The organism is Mycobacterium sp. NGS17, from assembly GCF_059813205.1.
In genome coordinates this window covers 83,926-100,381 of sequence record NZ_JCALED010000010.1, presented here as the reverse complement: position 1 = coordinate 100,381, position 16,456 = coordinate 83,926, and the positions used below count along the sequence as shown (strand labels likewise).

General features: G+C 66.9%; 14 protein-coding genes and 1 riboswitch. Of the genes, 7 read left to right on the top strand and 7 right to left on the bottom strand.

Annotation, left to right across the window (positions count from 1 at the left end):
• Positions 1-30: 30 nt before the first annotated feature.
• The 7 genes from AC5Y7E_RS20550 to AC5Y7E_RS20520 all read right to left on the bottom strand — a co-directional run bounded on the left by AC5Y7E_RS20550 (position 31) and on the right by AC5Y7E_RS20520 (position 8,837).
• Complete coding sequence (locus tag AC5Y7E_RS20550) at positions 31-1,515, bottom strand: aldehyde dehydrogenase family protein (protein ID WP_499950564.1); 1,485 nt, start codon at positions 1,513-1,515, stop codon at positions 31-33.
• A gap of 91 nt (positions 1,516-1,606) precedes the next feature.
• The gene (locus AC5Y7E_RS20545; protein WP_499950563.1) at positions 1,607-2,824 is read right to left on the bottom strand and encodes a cytochrome P450; all 1,218 of its coding nucleotides are present in this window, start codon (positions 2,822-2,824) and stop codon (positions 1,607-1,609) included.
• Between the two features lie 10 nt (positions 2,825-2,834).
• Complete coding sequence (locus tag AC5Y7E_RS20540) at positions 2,835-3,845, bottom strand: SDR family oxidoreductase (RefSeq protein WP_499950562.1); 1,011 nt, start codon at positions 3,843-3,845, stop codon at positions 2,835-2,837.
• Positions 3,838-4,992, bottom strand: a complete 1,155-nt coding sequence (locus AC5Y7E_RS20535) for a spirocyclase AveC family protein (protein WP_499950561.1) — start codon at positions 4,990-4,992, stop codon at positions 3,838-3,840. The genes AC5Y7E_RS20540 and AC5Y7E_RS20535 overlap by 8 nt, the downstream gene beginning before the upstream one ends.
• Before the next feature lie 3 nt (positions 4,993-4,995).
• Positions 4,996-6,114 (bottom strand): ABC transporter substrate-binding protein, encoded by a 1,119-nt coding sequence (locus tag AC5Y7E_RS20530; RefSeq protein WP_499950560.1) that lies wholly within the window; start codon positions 6,112-6,114, stop codon positions 4,996-4,998.
• A gap of 85 nt (positions 6,115-6,199) precedes the next feature.
• Positions 6,200-7,057: a CbbQ/NirQ/NorQ/GpvN family protein gene (locus tag AC5Y7E_RS20525; protein WP_499950559.1), complete on the bottom strand. Its 858-nt coding sequence runs from the start codon at positions 7,055-7,057 to the stop codon at positions 6,200-6,202.
• Positions 7,058-7,112: 55 nt separating this feature from the next.
• A complete protein-coding gene (locus AC5Y7E_RS20520) occupies positions 7,113-8,837 on the bottom strand; it encodes a nitric oxide reductase activation protein NorD (protein WP_499950615.1) in 1,725 nt (574 codons plus the stop codon).
• A 121-nt stretch (positions 8,838-8,958) separates the two neighbouring features.
• Here AC5Y7E_RS20520 and AC5Y7E_RS20515 point away from each other — a divergent pair, with 121 nt between their 5' ends.
• The 7 genes from AC5Y7E_RS20515 to AC5Y7E_RS20485 all read left to right on the top strand — a co-directional run bounded on the left by AC5Y7E_RS20515 (position 8,959) and on the right by AC5Y7E_RS20485 (position 16,110).
• Complete coding sequence (locus AC5Y7E_RS20515; RefSeq protein ID WP_499950558.1) at positions 8,959-9,933, top strand: SDR family NAD(P)-dependent oxidoreductase; 975 nt, start codon at positions 8,959-8,961, stop codon at positions 9,931-9,933.
• An 84-nt stretch (positions 9,934-10,017) separates the two neighbouring features.
• On the top strand, positions 10,018-11,160 hold the full coding sequence (locus tag AC5Y7E_RS20510) for an acyl-CoA dehydrogenase family protein (RefSeq protein ID WP_499950557.1): 1,143 nt from the start codon (positions 10,018-10,020) through the stop codon (positions 11,158-11,160).
• Positions 11,157-12,278, top strand: a complete 1,122-nt coding sequence (locus AC5Y7E_RS20505) for an acyl-CoA dehydrogenase family protein (protein ID WP_499950556.1) — start codon at positions 11,157-11,159, stop codon at positions 12,276-12,278. Before AC5Y7E_RS20510 ends, AC5Y7E_RS20505 begins: the two co-directional genes overlap by 4 nt.
• A complete protein-coding gene (locus AC5Y7E_RS20500) occupies positions 12,278-12,925 on the top strand; it encodes a nitroreductase family protein (protein ID WP_499950555.1) in 648 nt (215 codons plus the stop codon). Before AC5Y7E_RS20505 ends, AC5Y7E_RS20500 begins: the two co-directional genes overlap by 1 nt.
• Positions 12,926-13,063: 138 nt before the next feature.
• A complete protein-coding gene (locus AC5Y7E_RS20495) occupies positions 13,064-14,344 on the top strand; it encodes a TetR/AcrR family transcriptional regulator (RefSeq protein ID WP_499918302.1) in 1,281 nt (426 codons plus the stop codon).
• Between the two features lie 97 nt (positions 14,345-14,441).
• Positions 14,442-15,284 carry an SDR family oxidoreductase gene (locus AC5Y7E_RS20490; RefSeq protein WP_499950554.1) on the top strand — a complete coding sequence of 281 codons (843 nt, stop codon included), beginning with the start codon at positions 14,442-14,444 and terminating at the stop codon, positions 15,282-15,284.
• 184 nt (positions 15,285-15,468) lie between these two features.
• Complete coding sequence (locus tag AC5Y7E_RS20485; RefSeq protein ID WP_499950553.1) at positions 15,469-16,110, top strand: SDR family oxidoreductase; 642 nt, start codon at positions 15,469-15,471, stop codon at positions 16,108-16,110.
• A gap of 56 nt (positions 16,111-16,166) precedes the next feature.
• Positions 16,167-16,335: riboswitch (cobalamin riboswitch) on the top strand.
• Positions 16,336-16,456 lie beyond the last annotated feature (121 nt).

Genomic DNA, 16,456 nt, shown 5'->3' with positions numbered 1-16,456 from the left:
CCACGACGCCAATCTCGTCGAAAGTGATTCCTAGCCGGCGGGGTATGCGACCGACTTGATCTCGGTGTACTGGTCGAACCCGGCCACACCGTTCTGGCGACCGATGCCGCTCTCCTTGTAGCCACCGAACGGCGAGTCGGCAGCGTAGCCGGCGCCGCCGTTGACGCCCATGAAGCCGGCCTTGATCCGGCGGGTCACCGACAGCGCGCGCTCTAGCGAACCCGCGAACACGTTGCCGGCCAACCCGTACACACTCTCGTTGGCGATCCTGATCGCGTCTTCCTCGTCCTCGAACGGGATGACCGAGAGCACCGGGCCGAAGATCTCCTCTTGCGCGATGGTCATCTTGTTGTCGACGTCGGTGAAAAGCGTTGGGCGGACGTAGTAACCCTTGTCGAAGCCGGTTTCCGCGCCGGGGCCACCGACCAGCGCCGTGGCGCCCTCGTCGACACCCTTTTGGATGTAGCCCGTCACCCGCTCGTACTGCCGCTGCGAGATCACCGGCCCGCACAGCGTCGCGGGGTCCTGCGGGTCGCCGCACGTGACGTTCTCGTAGATGTTCTTGAGGATCTCCACGCCTTCGTCGTAGCGGGACCGCGGCAGCAGCAGCCGGGTCGGGTTGGCACAACCCTGACCGGCGTGCATGCACGGCGCGATGCCCACCATGCACGCAGTCGCGAAGTCGGCGTCCTCCAGCACGATGGTGGCCGACTTGCCGCCGAGCTCCAGGAACAGCCGCTTCATAGTGGCCGCACCCTTTTCCATGATCCGCTTGCCGACAACCGTGGAGCCGGTGAACGAAATCAGGTCGACCTTGGGCGACAGCGTGAGCTCCTCGCCGACGAAGTGATCCGAGGCGGTGACGACGTTGACGACGCCGGCGGGGATGTCGGTCTTCTCGGCGATCAGCCGGCCCAGCCGGTTCGCGTTGAACGGCGTGTTCGGCGCGGGCTTGAGCACCACGGTGTTGCCGCTGCCCAACGCCTGGCCGAGCTTGTTGAGCGTGACCTCGAACGGGAAGTTCCACGGCACGATCGCGCCGACCACACCGACCGGCTCCCGCCACACCTTGATGGTGGTGTTCGCGCCGGTGAGGCTGATAACCCGGTCCCCGAGGTCGGTCTCCCATGCGTACGAGTCGATCAGCCGAGCGGGGTATTTCAGGCCGTCCGCCAGCGGCGCATCCAGCTGGGGCCCGTACGTGATCGCGCGGGGCGCGCCGACCTCGAGGATGAGCTCCTCGCGCAGCTCGTCGATCTCGGACTCGATGGCCTCGTGCAGCTGCAGCAGGCAGCGCTTGCGCAGCTCCTTGTTGGTCGACCAGTCGGTCTCGTCGAAGGCGCGCCGGGCCGCGTCGATGGCCCGGTGCATGTCCTCCTTCGAGGCGTCCGAGACCTCGCCCAGGGACTCCTCGGTCGCGGGGTTGATGTTGGTGAAGGTGCCGGCCTGGCCTTCGACGAGCTTGCCGTCGATCATCATCTTCGGCTCGAAGCGGACCTTTACAGCCTCAGTCATATCTGTCACTCTCTTCTGACTCGGTAGAGGGGCTACGGAGAGCCTTACCGGAAACTAGCCGATTGGCAAGTTGCACCCTTCAGCGGGCCGGTCATCGCGGATCGAACAGCACCGGAACCGACGTCGGTGACCGGAAGACCTGGCCGCGGATGTGGGGGTCGTCCGCATCGGGGTCCAGGCGCAGATTGGGCAGCCGGTCGAGCAGAAGGTTGATGGCGGTGCGCATTTCGAGCCGCGCCAGGTGCATGCCGAGGCACACGTGCACGCCATGCCCCCAGCCCAGATGCGCCCGGGCCTCCCGGTGGATGTCGAAGGTATTCGGATCGGGATAACGATCCTCCTGGCGGTTCGCCGAACCGAGCATCGGCATCACCGTCGCCCCGGCCGGGATCGCCACGCCTCCGAGTTCGGTGTCGCGGGTCGCCACCCGGGTGATGGTCAACAGCGGCGACTCCCAGCGCACGCCTTCCTCGATCGCCTGGGGCAGCAACGATCGATCCGCGCGGACCGCATCCAGCTGCGCCGGATCCGACAACAGCGCCAAAAGCAGGCTGCCGAGCGCGCGGTAGGTCGTCTCGACGCCCGCCGGCAGCAGCAGCCGAAGGAACGAGAAGATCTCCTCGTCCGCAAGCTTCTCCCCGTCGATCTCGGCCGCGCCGAGGGCGCTGATCAGATCGTCCTTCGGCTCGGCGCGGCGGGCCTCGAGTATCGGCGCGAAGTAGTCGCACAGGGCGGCCGAGGCCGCGAGCCCGCGTTCGGGGTTCATCAGCCAGCTCAGCAGCGAGATCGACCACCGCTGAAACTGTGGGTAATCCTCTTCCGGCAAGCCCAGCAGCCCCGCGATGATCTGGCTCGGGTAGTCGAAGGTGAATTCCTTGACCAGATCGGCCTTGCCATTGGGCGCGAACTTGTCGATCAGGCCGTTCGCCACGCGGCCGACCAACTCGTCCTGCCAGCGCGCCAATGACTTCTGCGAGAACGCCTTCGACACCAACGAACGCAACCGGCCGTGGATCGGCTCGTCCATGCCGAGCATCACGCCTTCACCCAGCACGGGCCCGAATGCGGCGATGACCGCGGCCGAGGAGAACGTCTCGTTGTCGCGCAGCATCTGCTGGATGTCTTCGTGGCGGTACACGATGAACATCGGCAGCCCTTCCTCGTGCGGAAGCGCGCCCGACGTCTCGAGTCGCTGCACCGGTTCCTCGCGGCGCAGCCTCGCCAATTCGGTGTACGGGTCCCGCACGTCACCGGATATCGCGTCGTCGAAGGCGCCGAAATCCGCCAGGTCGTCGAAAAGTTGTTCCATGGTTGCCCCTTCAATCCCCTTGCGCCGCACCCTGTTGCGACGAGAACCGCCCCGCCACCGCGGCCAGCCGCTGCAGTACCGGCTGCGGAAGAACACGGGCGACGAAGGCCATCGCCTTTTGACTTGTCGTCAACGGCCACGCCCCGCCCCGCATCGCGCCTTGCCGGGGTATGCCCAGCACGATCCGCGACAGGTGGTGCATGCCCGACGCGGGCAGGATCCTGTTGGCCACCAGCAACATCGAGGCGTCCGGACCGTTGCCTCGGCGGCGGAATGCTCCCCGATCCTCGATCGCCTTGAGCAGGCCGTCGGTGAACCGCTCCGGCGGCCGTGCCATTTTCATCGCGAACCGCCCGCGGCCGTTCATGGTGTTGTGCAGGCGGGCGTACGGGCCGTTGAAGTTTCGGTCATCGGTGGTGCCGGCGTCGGTGATGATCTCGGTGTCATACGTGCCGGCCACCAGGACGGTGACACCGAGACCGAACGGCGCGATCTCGCACGCCATCGACTCCCCCCAGCGCTCCAGGGCCCCCTTGGCCGCCGAATACGGCGCGGTGGCGGGCTGGCCCCGCACCCCGGCCGCGCTGGACACCAGCACGATTCGGCCCCGACCCGCCGCCCGCATCGACGGCAGCAGCGCCTGGGTGAGCGTGACGGGACCCAGGACGCTGGTGGCGAACATGCGCTGCCACAGCGCCATGTCGGTCTCCTCGACCATGCCGGCGGCCGAGATTCCCGCGTTGTGCACCAGTGCGTATGGCGCGCCCACCGTCTCTTCGATTGTTTTGGCCGCCAAAGCGATTGACGCGCTGTCCGTCAGGTCGAGCTGGACGCCGATCAACCGGTCGTCAGGCGCCCCGAGCCCCTGTTCCTGAATAGCCTCGCGCAGCAGCGGCATTCCTTGATCGGGCGTCCGCATGGCCGCGACCACGCGCCACCCCTCCCGGTACATCCGCACCGCCGAGGCGAAGCCCAGTCCGCGCGACGCTCCGGTGATGACGACCGTGCGCGGCTCAGCCATTCTTGCCCTGGGCCGCACAGGCTCCTTGACCGGGCGGCGGCGGTTGGACGTGCGGTCGGCCGTTGGGCTCCCCACTCGCCCACGTGGACCAGATGCCGACGGAGTAGGGCCCTTGTGCGCCCTCCTTCTCGTAAAACCCCTGCGGGTCATACACTTTCGCCTCCGGATATGGCCATGGGCAGGCCACCGAAGTGGCGGCGTGACTGACCTTGATGAGCCAGAACCAGCCACCGTAGGCGAAGTAGGACACATTGATGATCACGAACATCACCAAAAACGTCCCCAGCACCGGACGCGTCGGAAACAACTTCGCTTTCGCCGCAAGCCTTTCCGCCACCGACCTGCCGGTGTCGTCGCGGTAGCACAGGATCGCGGCCGGCACCATCACGAAGCACACCGAGAACGACTCCCAGATCAGCGGGAACTGGAAGGTGGTGCCGGTGAACACCGATCCCCACGGGATCACCTGCGAGTAGATGTACATGCCCCAGTGGACCAGGATGTTTTCCAGGAAGGCATCGAAAACGAATCCGATCACCAGCGTGATCAGGCCCAGGCTGACCAACGGATGCCGCGACACGTAACTCGTGGGCCCGTACTTTGCCTGCAGTCGGCGCAGGATCCAGACCGCCGGGAAATAGGGCCCGAAATAGAACATCACGTAGCCGAAGACCACGAATGGTTCGACCGTCGGCGACAACGACACCAGCGGCCAGGATTCCGGCCAGTGGACGAGATCGGGGTTGTAGACGGCGAACGGTGACCAGTTCATGATCGGGTCCTGCCACACGATCAGCGTGGTACACAGGAACATCAACATCACCGGGCTACCCGGATTGCGGCGCCAGCCCCTGATGAACACGATCAACAGCAGGATCAGTGCCCCAACCGTGGCCCAATCCAGGAACTCGATGTAGTCCAGCCCGAACGTGAATTTCACCGGACGGGGCCGCCCAACCACGTTCGGGTTCGCGACGCGAGGGTCAAGGGCCACACGGCAATTGGCGATGAAGAAGAGCGCGAACGCGGCCAGTGCCGCGCCGGCGATCCAACCGCCCCAGCCGCGCTTGTCTTTTCGCTGCGCGACGGCCGGTTCCTCTTGTGCGGCAGGCGGTGTCGTTTGTTCGGTAGACGGGTTCGTGCTCACGAGTCAGCCTTCCTCCCCGAAACGATCGACCAGATGCGAGTTGACGCCGTCGGCATCGAGGGTGCGTGCCACCAGGTAGCCGGCGCCCATCCAGGCCCGCCGCGTCCACTTGCCGAAGGACACCCGGGTGCCGGGGGCGCCAGAGGCCGCGGGCATCATCTTCACCCGCTCGAGGGCCTCTTTGACGCCGCGCGGGCTCAGCGGATGGGCATCGGTGAACGCGCGCACCAGTGTCGCGGCGACGTCGCGGTTCACCACGGTCACGCAGAACTCGGGGCGACTGCCGTCGTACTGTTCCGCATAGGTGTCGAGGAAGTCCTGGCCGATCCGGTTCGCCTCGTCGTACTGGTCGACGCCGATCCAGCCCATGAACGCCTGCCACATGATCGGGTTGACCCACGCGTTCTGCCACGCCGTCGTGGTGAAACGGGGTGGGTCCCACCCCAGGGCCTCGAGCGCCGGGTTGACAAAGACGATTCCGAATCCGAATCCCAGGTGGACGATCGCCTCGGCCTTGGCCTCGTGAAGCGCCTGGACCGCGGCGCTGATGTCCTGGGCCGTCTGGGCTATCGAAACCTCCGCCACGATGCGAATACCCTTGCGCCGACAGGCACTTCGCAGGTTCTTCAGATAGCTCTCGCCGATGAGGCTCTGCTCGACCAGAACCCCGATCTCGGCGAGTCCTCGTTTGGCGATCAGGTCGGCCAGGAAGATCGGCTCGTCGGTCATCGATCCCTGCGGGAACGAGAACGTCCACTCGCCCAGCCAGTCGTCGGTACCGGTCACGCTGATCGCGGGGACCTTGAACCGTTCCTCGATCGCTTCTCGCAACGGCACGCAGTTATCGGTGATGTTCGGGCCGAAGACGACGAGGCAGCCCTCGTCGACGAGCTCGCCATACGCATCGATCACCGCCTTGACCGACCCCTTGGGCAGACCCTCCACCTCGCGATAGATCATCTGCACGGACCGATCCATCAGGCCCTGCTCGACCGCCTGTCCGAAGATGAGATCGAAGGTCTGGGTGAAGGAGGCGAACAGCTCCTCGGGGAATCCCGGGGGAAGCTTGAAGTCCATGAGATAGCCGACCTTGATCGGCTCTGCGCTGCTCTCGTAGGACATCCGACCTCCCGGGTGACTGGATTCTGCGTGGGCCGATCCGAAAACCTAATATTTGTTCAGACCCTAGCGGGGGCGATATGCACCGTCAATCGTCGGGCCCGCCGGACCCGCTCGGCGCCAGGTAGATCTCGATCATTTCGCCAAGCGCCTTGCCCACTGCGACGTCGTCGGTCAGCGGGCCCGCAATCGCGGCGCGGGCCGCCTCGCGCATGCCCAGGCCCTCGGCGACCAGCCTGCCCGCGGCGATCAACACCCGCGTCGACGCGACCTCGCGCAGCCCGCCGGCTTCCAGCCGGCGGATGGCCTGCCCGAAACGAACCAGTTCGGCCGCGGTGGGCCCGTCCACACCCGCCTCGTGCGCGACGATGCCTTCTTCGAGATCTGCTGCGGGGAAATCGAATTCGATGGCAACCATCCGCTGCCGTGTCGAATCCTTCAGATCCTTCAGCACGCTCTGATAGCCGGGGTTGTAGGAGACGACCAGGCCGAATCCGGGTGCCGCGTCCAGCGTGACGCCGAGTCGCTCGATCGGCAGCTGTCGTCGATAGTCGGAAAGCGGATGCAGCACCACGGTCGTGTCCTGCCGGGCTTCCACCACTTCGTCGAGGTAGCAGATCGCTCCCTCACGCACCGCATGGGTCAGCGGGCCGTCCACCCACACCGTCTCGTCGCCGCGCAGCAGATACCGGCCGACCAGGTCCGCGGTGGTGAGGTCGTCATGACACGCGACGGTGATCAGCGGCCGGCCCAGGTCGTACGCCATCGCCTCGACGAATCGGGTCTTGCCGCACCCCGTCGGGCCCTTCAGAACCAGCGACAGACCCTGGCGGTAGGCCGCCTTGAAAACGGCCTCTTCGCTGCCGACCGCTCGGTAATAGGGCCGTACGGTCTGCGCCTCGGGGGTCCCGCCGTTGACGTAAGCAAGTCCGGATTCGTTGGCCATAGCTTCCCTTCTGCTGCCTCCGGCGATTGGAGCCTAGCCGGAACAGATGTTTGTTTCAAGTACCACACCGAGCGGCATCGACGCCCCCGAGCGCCAACTTCGTTCTGCGACTTGGCATCACCGACACCCTGCGGCGAACCTCCGCCGATCGCAGTGCGGAGCGAAACAGCGGCCCGATGACACCGGCGAGCTGATCGGGTCGCGCGATCGTCGCGTGCGCGGTGCTGCCGAACACCCGGCGCAGCGATTGCACGTCGGTTCCGGCGCCGATCGTCAGGCATACGCAGCCGGTCCCCCGGCGGCGGGCCTCGCTCAGCGCGCGGCGCGCATCCGCGGCACCGTAAGCCCGCTCGTATCCGTGGTCGTAGGCCAGCCCGTCGGACAGCACCACCAGCAGCCGCCGTGACGTACCGCCGCGCGCCTCCAGGGTCGCCGAACCATGCCGGATCGCCGCGCCCAGCCGCGAATACGCGCCGGGTTCAAGGCTATTGAGTCGCCTGAAGACCTGGGCGTTCAGCTGGTCGTCGAACCGCTTGACGGGCACCATGCTCACCGCGCGCCGGCCCTGCGAGTAATAGGCGTACAGCGCGACGCGGTCACCGAGATCGTGCAACGCCACGGTCAGGTTGGCGGCCGCCGCGCGCTGGTGTTCATGCACCGTGCGCCCGACTGTTCCGGGTTCGGCCGCCGAGCCGGACACATCGAGCAGCAGCAGCACCGACAGGTCGCGACGGCGCCGCAGGCTGTCGAGGTACACGGCCTCGTCGGGCACCGACCCGGCCCGCACCTCGACCCGGGCCTCGACGGCCGCGTCGATGTCGATGTCGTCGCCCTGCGACTGCCGGTGCCGACGGTGCAGGCCCATGCCGAGCCGCGACAGCGGCCGGCGCACGCCGATGGCGTCGTCGATGGCCTGGGTTGCCGACGCCTTGATCTGCGGCTCGACCTCGCGCACCGTGCACCACGCCGGCCGGTAGCTCTTGCGCGCGACGTCCCATTCCGGATACCGCACGCCGTCCGCGGCGGTTTGGCCCTCGTGGTCGGCGTCCCCGTCGTCGCCGCCGGAGGTCGAGGCCAGCGATGTGACGGCGTATGCGCCGCGCTTGCCGGAGTTGGTGCGATGGGTCGCGTTGTCCGCGCCGGGTGGCCCGCCCCCTCTTCCGGTCTTGCGCGCCGACGACAGCATCTTCTTCAACCACTTGCCGATGAATCCGCCCCCGCCTACCGGGCTGGTGAACAGGTCGGGATCGTCGGAGTCGTCGACCTCGCCGTCGTCGAGCTCCTCGAGTTCCGTTGCGCCATTACGCCGCGGCGCGTGCTCGGGCTTCGCGGCGTCGTCTTGTTTTGCCGCCCGGGCGCACGCGGCAATGACCTTGGCCGCACGAATCACGCCGAACTCCGGCGCCGGGTCGTCGAGCGCGTCCCGCGAGGCCGCGATGGCGAGGGAAGCGCGGGGCGAAGCGCTGCGAACCGCGATGTCGCGGTCGCCCAGCGACGCCAAAACGCTTGGCAGCAAGGGTGCATTCGCGACCAATGCCCGGTGGCCTTCGACCGCCAGGTAGCGCCTTGCCAGCTTGCGGTGCCGAACCAGCGTGCCCACCACTTCGGGCGCCAGGCTGCCGGCGGCAATCATCGACGCTTGCACCGCCACGGCCTCCAGTTGCGCGAGCGGGCCCGCGGCGGCATCAATGTGGATGATCTGGCCATCTGTCCACGCCGGTTCGCCCCGTGACAGCCCGTCGACCGCGACGGCTTGGCCCGCCAGCGCGGAAGCGAGCATGCCCAGGACCTGCAGCCGGTCGGCACGGGCGCCGTCCACGCTCAACCTCCGGATTGTTGACCAAATATCTGTTCCACCGTAAAGTCCGGCTGCACGGCAGTCAACGAAGCGGGAGCACACGATGCTTGACTTCACCGGGCAGGTGGCGGTGGTAACCGGTGCCGGTCGGGGGCTCGGTCGGCTGTACGCGCTGGACTTGGCCCGCCGGGGTGCGGCGGTGGTGGTCAACGACCTCGGCGGCTCGATGCGCGGCGACGGTTCTGACTCAAAAGTCGCCGACGACGTGGTCGACGAGATCAAGAATGCCGGCGGCACGGCGATCGCGTCGTACGACTCCGTGGACAACGCCGCGGGCGGTCAGGCGATCATCGATGCGGCGGTGGACGCATTCGGGCGCCTTGACGCCGTCGTCAGCAATGCCGGCATTTTCGGCAGCGCGCCCTTCGAGGACCTCTCGTACGCAGACTGGACGCGGATGCTGCGCGTGCACCTCGACGGCGGCTTTCACCTGTCCCAGCCCGCATATCGCGTGATGAAGAACAACGGGGGCGGACGATTCGTGTTCATCTCGTCGTCCGCCGGGATCTTCGGCCAGCCGATGGAGGCCCACTATGCGGCGGCCAAGGCCGGCCTGGTCGGATTGACGAACGTCATCGCCATCGAAGGCGAGCCGCACGGAATACTCGCCAATTCCGTTATGCCCACCGGCTTCTCACGAATGGTGACCGAGACGGTCGGTGACGAGAAGTTCCTCGCGGAATCCGGCTTCATGCAAGCGATCCGACCGGAGCTCGTCGTGCCGCTGGTGACGTTTTTGGCCAGCACCGCCTGCACGTTCACCCACCGCAACTATTCCGCGGCCGCCGGCCGCTATGCGCGGGTGTTCGTCGGCCTCACCGAAGGCTGGCTCGCCGACGCCGAGAGCCGTCCAACCGCCGAGGACATCGAGGCGCATCTCGAGCAGATCTCCTCGACGGAGAATTTCATCGTGCCCGCGTCGATCGTGGACGAGGTGCTCGAAGTGTGTGATCGACGGGGTGTCAGCCCGATGCCGGGTAATGCCGAGGTGGCCTTCCCCGAACCCCGAGGGAGTTGATTGACCAACAATCTGCTCAACCGTAAAGTCCGGCTTGGCCACAAGGTTTTCCGACGCCAAAGACGACGCTGAAGACAGAGGAACGTGGACTTTTCCTACCCGGTGGAAGTGGAACAGTTTCGCAGCGAGCTGCGTGACTGGCTGTCGCGCAACCTCACCGACGAGCTGGTGGCGGCCCGCCGGCCGACCGGCCGCGACGACGCCGCGTTCGAGATGCTGCGCGCATGGAACGCGACGATGGCCGACGCGGGATGGGCCGCAGTGTCCTGGCCCCCCGAATACGGCGGACGCGGCGCAACGGTGCTCGAGCAGCTGGTCTACACCGAAGAGACCACCCGGGCTCGAGCTCCTATGCCGCTCAACGTGATTGGACTCAACAATATCGCCCCGGCGATCATGCAGTACGGCACCGAGTCGCAGAAGCTCACCCTGCTCCCCCGCATGATGCGCGCCGACGACATCTGGTGCCAGGGCATGTCGGAGCCCGAGGCGGGGTCCGATCTCGCGGCGCTGCGCACCCGCGCCGTGCGAGACGGTGACGACTTCGTCGTCAACGGCCAGAAGATCTGGACTTCCCTGGGGCATCGGGCCGACTGGTGTCAGCTCTACGTGCGCACCGATCCCGACGCGCCCAAGCACAAGGGGATCTCCTGCCTGATCGTGGACATGACGCTACCGGGCATCGAGGTCCGCCCGCTGGTCACACTCAACGGTGACGCCGACTTCGCCGAGGTCTTCTTTCACGACGTGCGGGTGCCGGCTGACGCGTTGCTGGGTCCGCTCAACGCGGGCTGGCAGGTGGCCACCACGACGCTCAGCCACGAGCGCGCCGGGGCCGCAAGGCTGTACGCCGAGATGCAAGCCCGGCTCGAAGAGCTGGTCCACGACCTCGTCGGCGCCGGCACGCTGAGCGATCCGGTGACGCTGCGGCGCCTCGGCGAAATCGCGGTCCGCATCAAGTATCTCGAGGTCCTGTGTCAGCGGTCGATCTCGGCGACGCTGCATGGTGGTGACGCGTTCGGCTCGGCAAGCCTCGCAAAGACCGTGTGGGGGGAGATCGGCCAGGACCTGGCCGCGCTGGCCTTCGACGCCCTGGGCACCCAGGGTGCCGGCGCGCCATGGGCGAACTATCGCCTGACGTCGCGGTCGCTGACCATCGCGGGCGGTACCACGCAGATCAACAAGAACATCACCGCGCAACGAGTGCTGGGGCTGCCGCGCAAATGAACCTCGAACTCACCGACGAGCAGGTGGCGCTGCGCGACACCACGCGGCGCTTTCTCGCTGAGAAGGCATCGATTTCGCAACATGTCCGTCCGCTGCTGGGCGATCCGGCCGGAACGGACGAGGCGGTCTGGCGCGGTCTCGCCGATCTCGGTGCCACCGGGCTGCTGGTGCCGGAGGAGTACGGGGGCGCCGGCATGACGATGGTCGAGGCGGGCATCGTCGCCGAGGAGCTGGGCGCCGCGCTGCATCCGGGCCCGTGGTTGTCGACCGCGGTGGCCGCCGCGCGGGCGCTGACCCGGCTCGGGGACAACGACATCGCACCGAAGTTACTGCGCGGCATCGCCGACGGCAGCACGGTGGCCACCGTTTGCTTCCCGGATTCGGCGAACGCCTCGATCGTCGCGAGCCGACGCGATGACGCCATCGGCTTGCGCGGTGAGATCGCCGCGGTGCCCGACGCCGCGGCCGCCGATGTTCTGCTCGTGGTCGCCGAAGACGCCGACGACACTGCGCTTTTCGCGGTGCGGGCCGGCTCGTCCGGGCTTTCGGTCACCGCGGAGCACGGCATCGACCCCACCCGTAAGCACTTCCGCGTCACGTTCGACTCCGCACCCGCACAACGACTGGCCGCGGCGTCCGCGCACGACCAAGCGGCGGTGATCGACGACGTGCTGATCGCCGCCGCGGCCGACGCGCTCGGCGCCGCGCGCGCCGTAATGGACCTCGCCGTCGAATATGCGAAAAGCAGAACGCAATTCGGTCAGCCGATCGGCTCCTTCCAGGCCGTCCAGCATTTGTGTGTGGACATGTTCGAGACGGTCGAGTTGGCCCGCAGCGGTGTGATCCACGCGTTGTGGGCCAGCGACGCATACCCCGAAGCGGATAGCCAACAGGGCGAAGAGCGCCATCTCGCCGCGCTGCGGGCCAAGGCGTTCGCGGGACGGCTGGCCACCGTGGCCGACACCGCCATCCAGGTGTTCGGTGGGATCGGCTACACGTGGGAGCACGATGCCCACCTGTACCTCAAGCGCCTGCTGAGCTGGAGTGCGTTTCTCGGCGGTCCCGATGGTTACCTCACCGAACTCGGTGCGCGCCTTGCCAAGAGAGGCGGGGCCTGATGGAGATCGACTACCTGCTCACCGCGACGCCGTCGGCGCGCAAATCGCTCGACCTCAACGCGCCGGTCGACCTCGACGACATCCGCGACTGCCTGCGCATCGCCCTGCAGGCGGCGAACGGGTCGAATGCCCAGGCATGGCGCTGGCTGGTGATCTCGGATCCGGCGCTGCGCACCGAAATCGCCGGGTTGTATCGCCAGGCCTACCTGCTACGGGTAGGTGGACAGCTAATCGCCGACCTCATGCCCGCGGGAACTCCGGAGAGCAGGGTGATGTCGTCGACGGAGTGGTTGGTCGAGAATATGGCGAGCGTGCCGCTGCTGGTAATCCCTTGCTATGAACCGTATTTGCCTCGCATCGAGGGCGATGAATCGTTTCATTTGGCAACGTTGTACGGCTCCATCTTCCCGCCGGTGTGGAATTTCCAGCTGGCCCTGCACACCAGCGGATACGGGACGTGCATCACCACCTTGCATCTGCATCACGAAGCGGAAATCCGGAACCTGCTCGGCATCCCGCCGACCTACGTTCAGGGCTGCCTCCTGCCAGTGGGCCGCCTGCGGTCGGGCCGCAGGTTTTCACCGGCGCGCCGGCGGCCGCTCGAGGAAGTGGTCGCGCGCGACCGCTGGGATGGCCCACCGCTCTAGAATGGGGCTTTCACGGCTTTGTGCAGGGCATTCACCGCGCGCAGTCTGATAGCCTCTAACAAAGATTTGGTTCGGCTAGAGAGGACGAACGCGAATGCTCGCCGACCCGCAATCGTCCGGATTCGCACACCGCTGACCATGGCCAAGGCCGAGTCACTGCGCGCCGGCGGCACAGCCGAATCCCCGACCCGCCGCGCCGAAATCCTCGCCACCGCGGCGTCATTGATCGCATCCTCGGGTCTGCGGACGTCGCTGCAGGAGATCGCCGACGCGGCAGGCATCCTTCCCGGCAGCCTGTATCACCACTTCGAATCCAAAGAGGCCATCCTGGTCGAGCTGATCCGCCGCTACCAGGACGACCTGGAGCGCATCGGCCGGGCGGCCCAGGCGAGACTGGACGAACCAGACTCCCGCCCGGCCGCCGAACAGATCATCGAACTCGGTTCGGCGATCGCCGACTGCGCCGTGGAACACCGCGCCGCGTTGCAGATGTCGTTCTACGAGGGGCCGAGTACGGACCCGGAGTTGATCAAGCTGACGCAGCAACGGCCCGTGGCGATCCAGGAGGCGATGCTGCAGACGCTGCGAGCCGCCCGGTGGAGCGGTTACATCAAATCCGACATCGACCTTCCCACCCTGGCCGACCGGATCTGCCAAACGATGCTGCAGGTCGGGCTCGATGTCATGCGCCACAAGTCCGCCCCCGACCAGGTGGCCCGGCTGCTGTGCCGAATCATCTTGGAAGGCTTGGCAACTCGGCCGCCCACCGACTCGGCACTGGACCGCTCCAAAGCCTTCACCGCAGCCAGCGACGCGATCGCGACATGGTCCGATGACAGCGACGCGGACCCGAGCGACAAGGCGGCCGCGGTGCGTGCGGTGGCACGGGCCGAATTCGGCCGTCGAGGATACGAGGTAACCACGATCAGGGACATCGCCTCGGCGGCCGGTCTCGGCACCGGAACGGTGTATCGGGTGATCGGGTCCAAGGACGAACTCCTCGCGTCGATCATGGAATCCTTCGGCCGGAAGGTCGAGGCGGGCTGGGTCAGCGTCTTGCGCTCGGAATCCACACCGATCGAAAAGCTGGACGCGTTGAGCTGGGTCAACGTCAATGCCCTCGACCGGTTTTCCGACGAATTCCGGATCCAGCTGGCCTGGATGCGCCAATCGCCCCCGGACACGCCCAACCCCGGCTGGCTGTACGCCACTCGGCTGCGGCAGATGAAAATGCTGCTCTCCGAGGGCATCCGGTCGGGCGAAATCGGCGTCGACGCGCCGTCCACCGCGATGTTGTCCCGCTGTGTCGTCGGCCTGCAGTGGATACCGGAGAACATCCTGCAAGACATCGGCACCCGCGCCGGTCTGGTGCACGCCCGCGACACCGTGCTGCGCGGCGTCGCCGTCCCCCGCAAGTAAACCCTCACCAACCCGCCCCGGTATTGAACCAAATAACTGTTACCCATACAGTTGAGCAGTTAGAACCGCGTTGGCATTATCCGAGAAGGGGATTTCCATGACCATTGTCGATCGGTTGCGCTACGACGGCAAGCGCGCTCTCGTCGTCGGTGGCGCGACTGGCATGGGCGCCGCGGCGGCCAAGTCAGCGGCCGAGTTGGGCGCCGAAGTCATCGTGATGGACTACGCGCCGGTGAAGTACGACGTCGCCAAGTCCATTCAGGTCGACCTGCGCGACACCGCGTCGATCGACGCCGCGATCGAACAGCTGGACGGCCCGATCCACGCCGTGTTCTCCGCCGCCGGCATCGCCGACGGGACCACCGACCTGATGGCGATCAACTTCCTCGGCCACCGGCACCTGATCGAGCGCCTGCTCGAGCGCAACCAGCTTCCGTCGGGCTCGGCGATCTGTTTCATCTCCTCGGTCGCCGGCATGGGCTGGGAAAACGACCTGGACCTGCTGACCGAATTCTTGGCGACGCCGGACTTCGCGTCGGCCCAGGAGTGGGTCAAGGCGCACGAGGCCGAGGGCATCATCCACTACGGCTTCTCCAAGAAGGTCGTCAACGCCTACGTCGCGACCCAGGGCTACCCCCTGCTGAAGAGGGGCATTCGGATCAACGCGATCTGCCCGGGTCCCACCGACACCCCGCTGGCCCAGTCCAACGCCGACCTGTGGCTGACGTTCGCCCAGGACTACCGCGACGAGACCGGCTCGAAGGTGCACACCCCGGAGCAGATGGGCGACGTGATGGCGTTCCTGAACAGCGCCGCCGCCTTCGGCATCAATGGCATCACGCTGTTGGTCGACTACGGGCACACGATGGCCTCGCTCACCAACGCCTACCCGCCCGGCAAGCCGATCATCGACATCATCATGGGACGGGTGAAGCTTTAGTGGTGGTCGCGAGCGCGGCGTAGCCGGGCGAAGCGGGCCGCCACCATCGAACCCGTGGTGGTCGCGAGCGCGGCGTAGCCGGGCGAAGCGGGCCGCCACCATCGAACCCGTGGTGGTCGCGAGCGCGGCGTAGCCGCGCGAAGCGGGCCGCCACCATCGGGCGAGCCTCGGTACCGTCGAAGGCATGGCACGGATCATCGTCTTCGGCGGACACGGCAAGGTCGCGCTGCAGCTCGCTCGCGACCTGACCCAGCGGGGCGACCAGGTGAGCTCTGTCTTCCGCAATCCCGATCAATCCGACGACGTCGCCGCCACCGGTGCCAAGCCGGTGGTGGCCGACATCGAGCGGCTCGACACGAACGCCCTGGCGGACTTGGTGACCGGGCATGACGCTGTCGTCTTCTCGGCCGGGGCGGGCGGTGGCAATCCGGAGCGGACCTATGCCGTCGACCGGGACGCCGCGATCCGGGTGGTCGACGCCGCCGCACAGGCGGGCGTCAAGCGGTTCGTGATGGTGTCCTACTTCGGTGCGGGCCCGGATCACGGTGTGCCGCAGGATGATCCGTTTTTCGCCTACGCCGAGGCCAAGGCCGCCGCCGACGCGCACCTACGCGACAGCGACCTGGACTGGACGGTGCTGGGGCCGGGCCGGCTGACCCTCGACCCGGCGACCGGCAAGATCGCGGTCGGCCGGGCGAAAGGGCAGGTCTCGCGCGCCGACGTCGCGCTCGTCGCGGCCGCCGCATTGGCCGACGATTCGACCATCCGGCGAACCATCGATTTCAACAACGGCGACGTCCCGATCGCGGAAGCGCTGGCGGACTGACTAAGCTACCTCTCGCAGCTGGTCTGCCTGCGTCGCAACCGCGCCGCAAGCATCGAGCGAAGCGAACGTTAGTAACGCTTCGCAAGAGGGAACCCGGTGAGAATCCGGGACTGTCCCGCAACGGTATGCAGGAACGACCGCCGTCACAAGCACTGGTCGCAAGACTGGGAAGCGACGGCCACTAGGAGCACCAACGGGTGCACGCCTGCGAGTCCGGAGACCTGCCAGCTGCGCCGGGCGCGCCGCGTCCGGCGGCTCATCGCCTCGTGGAATGGGCGTTAGGCTGCAGCCGTTGCGGTTGGTACCTGGGTACGCACCGCTATCGGATCGGCTGCACGTCCGCCGG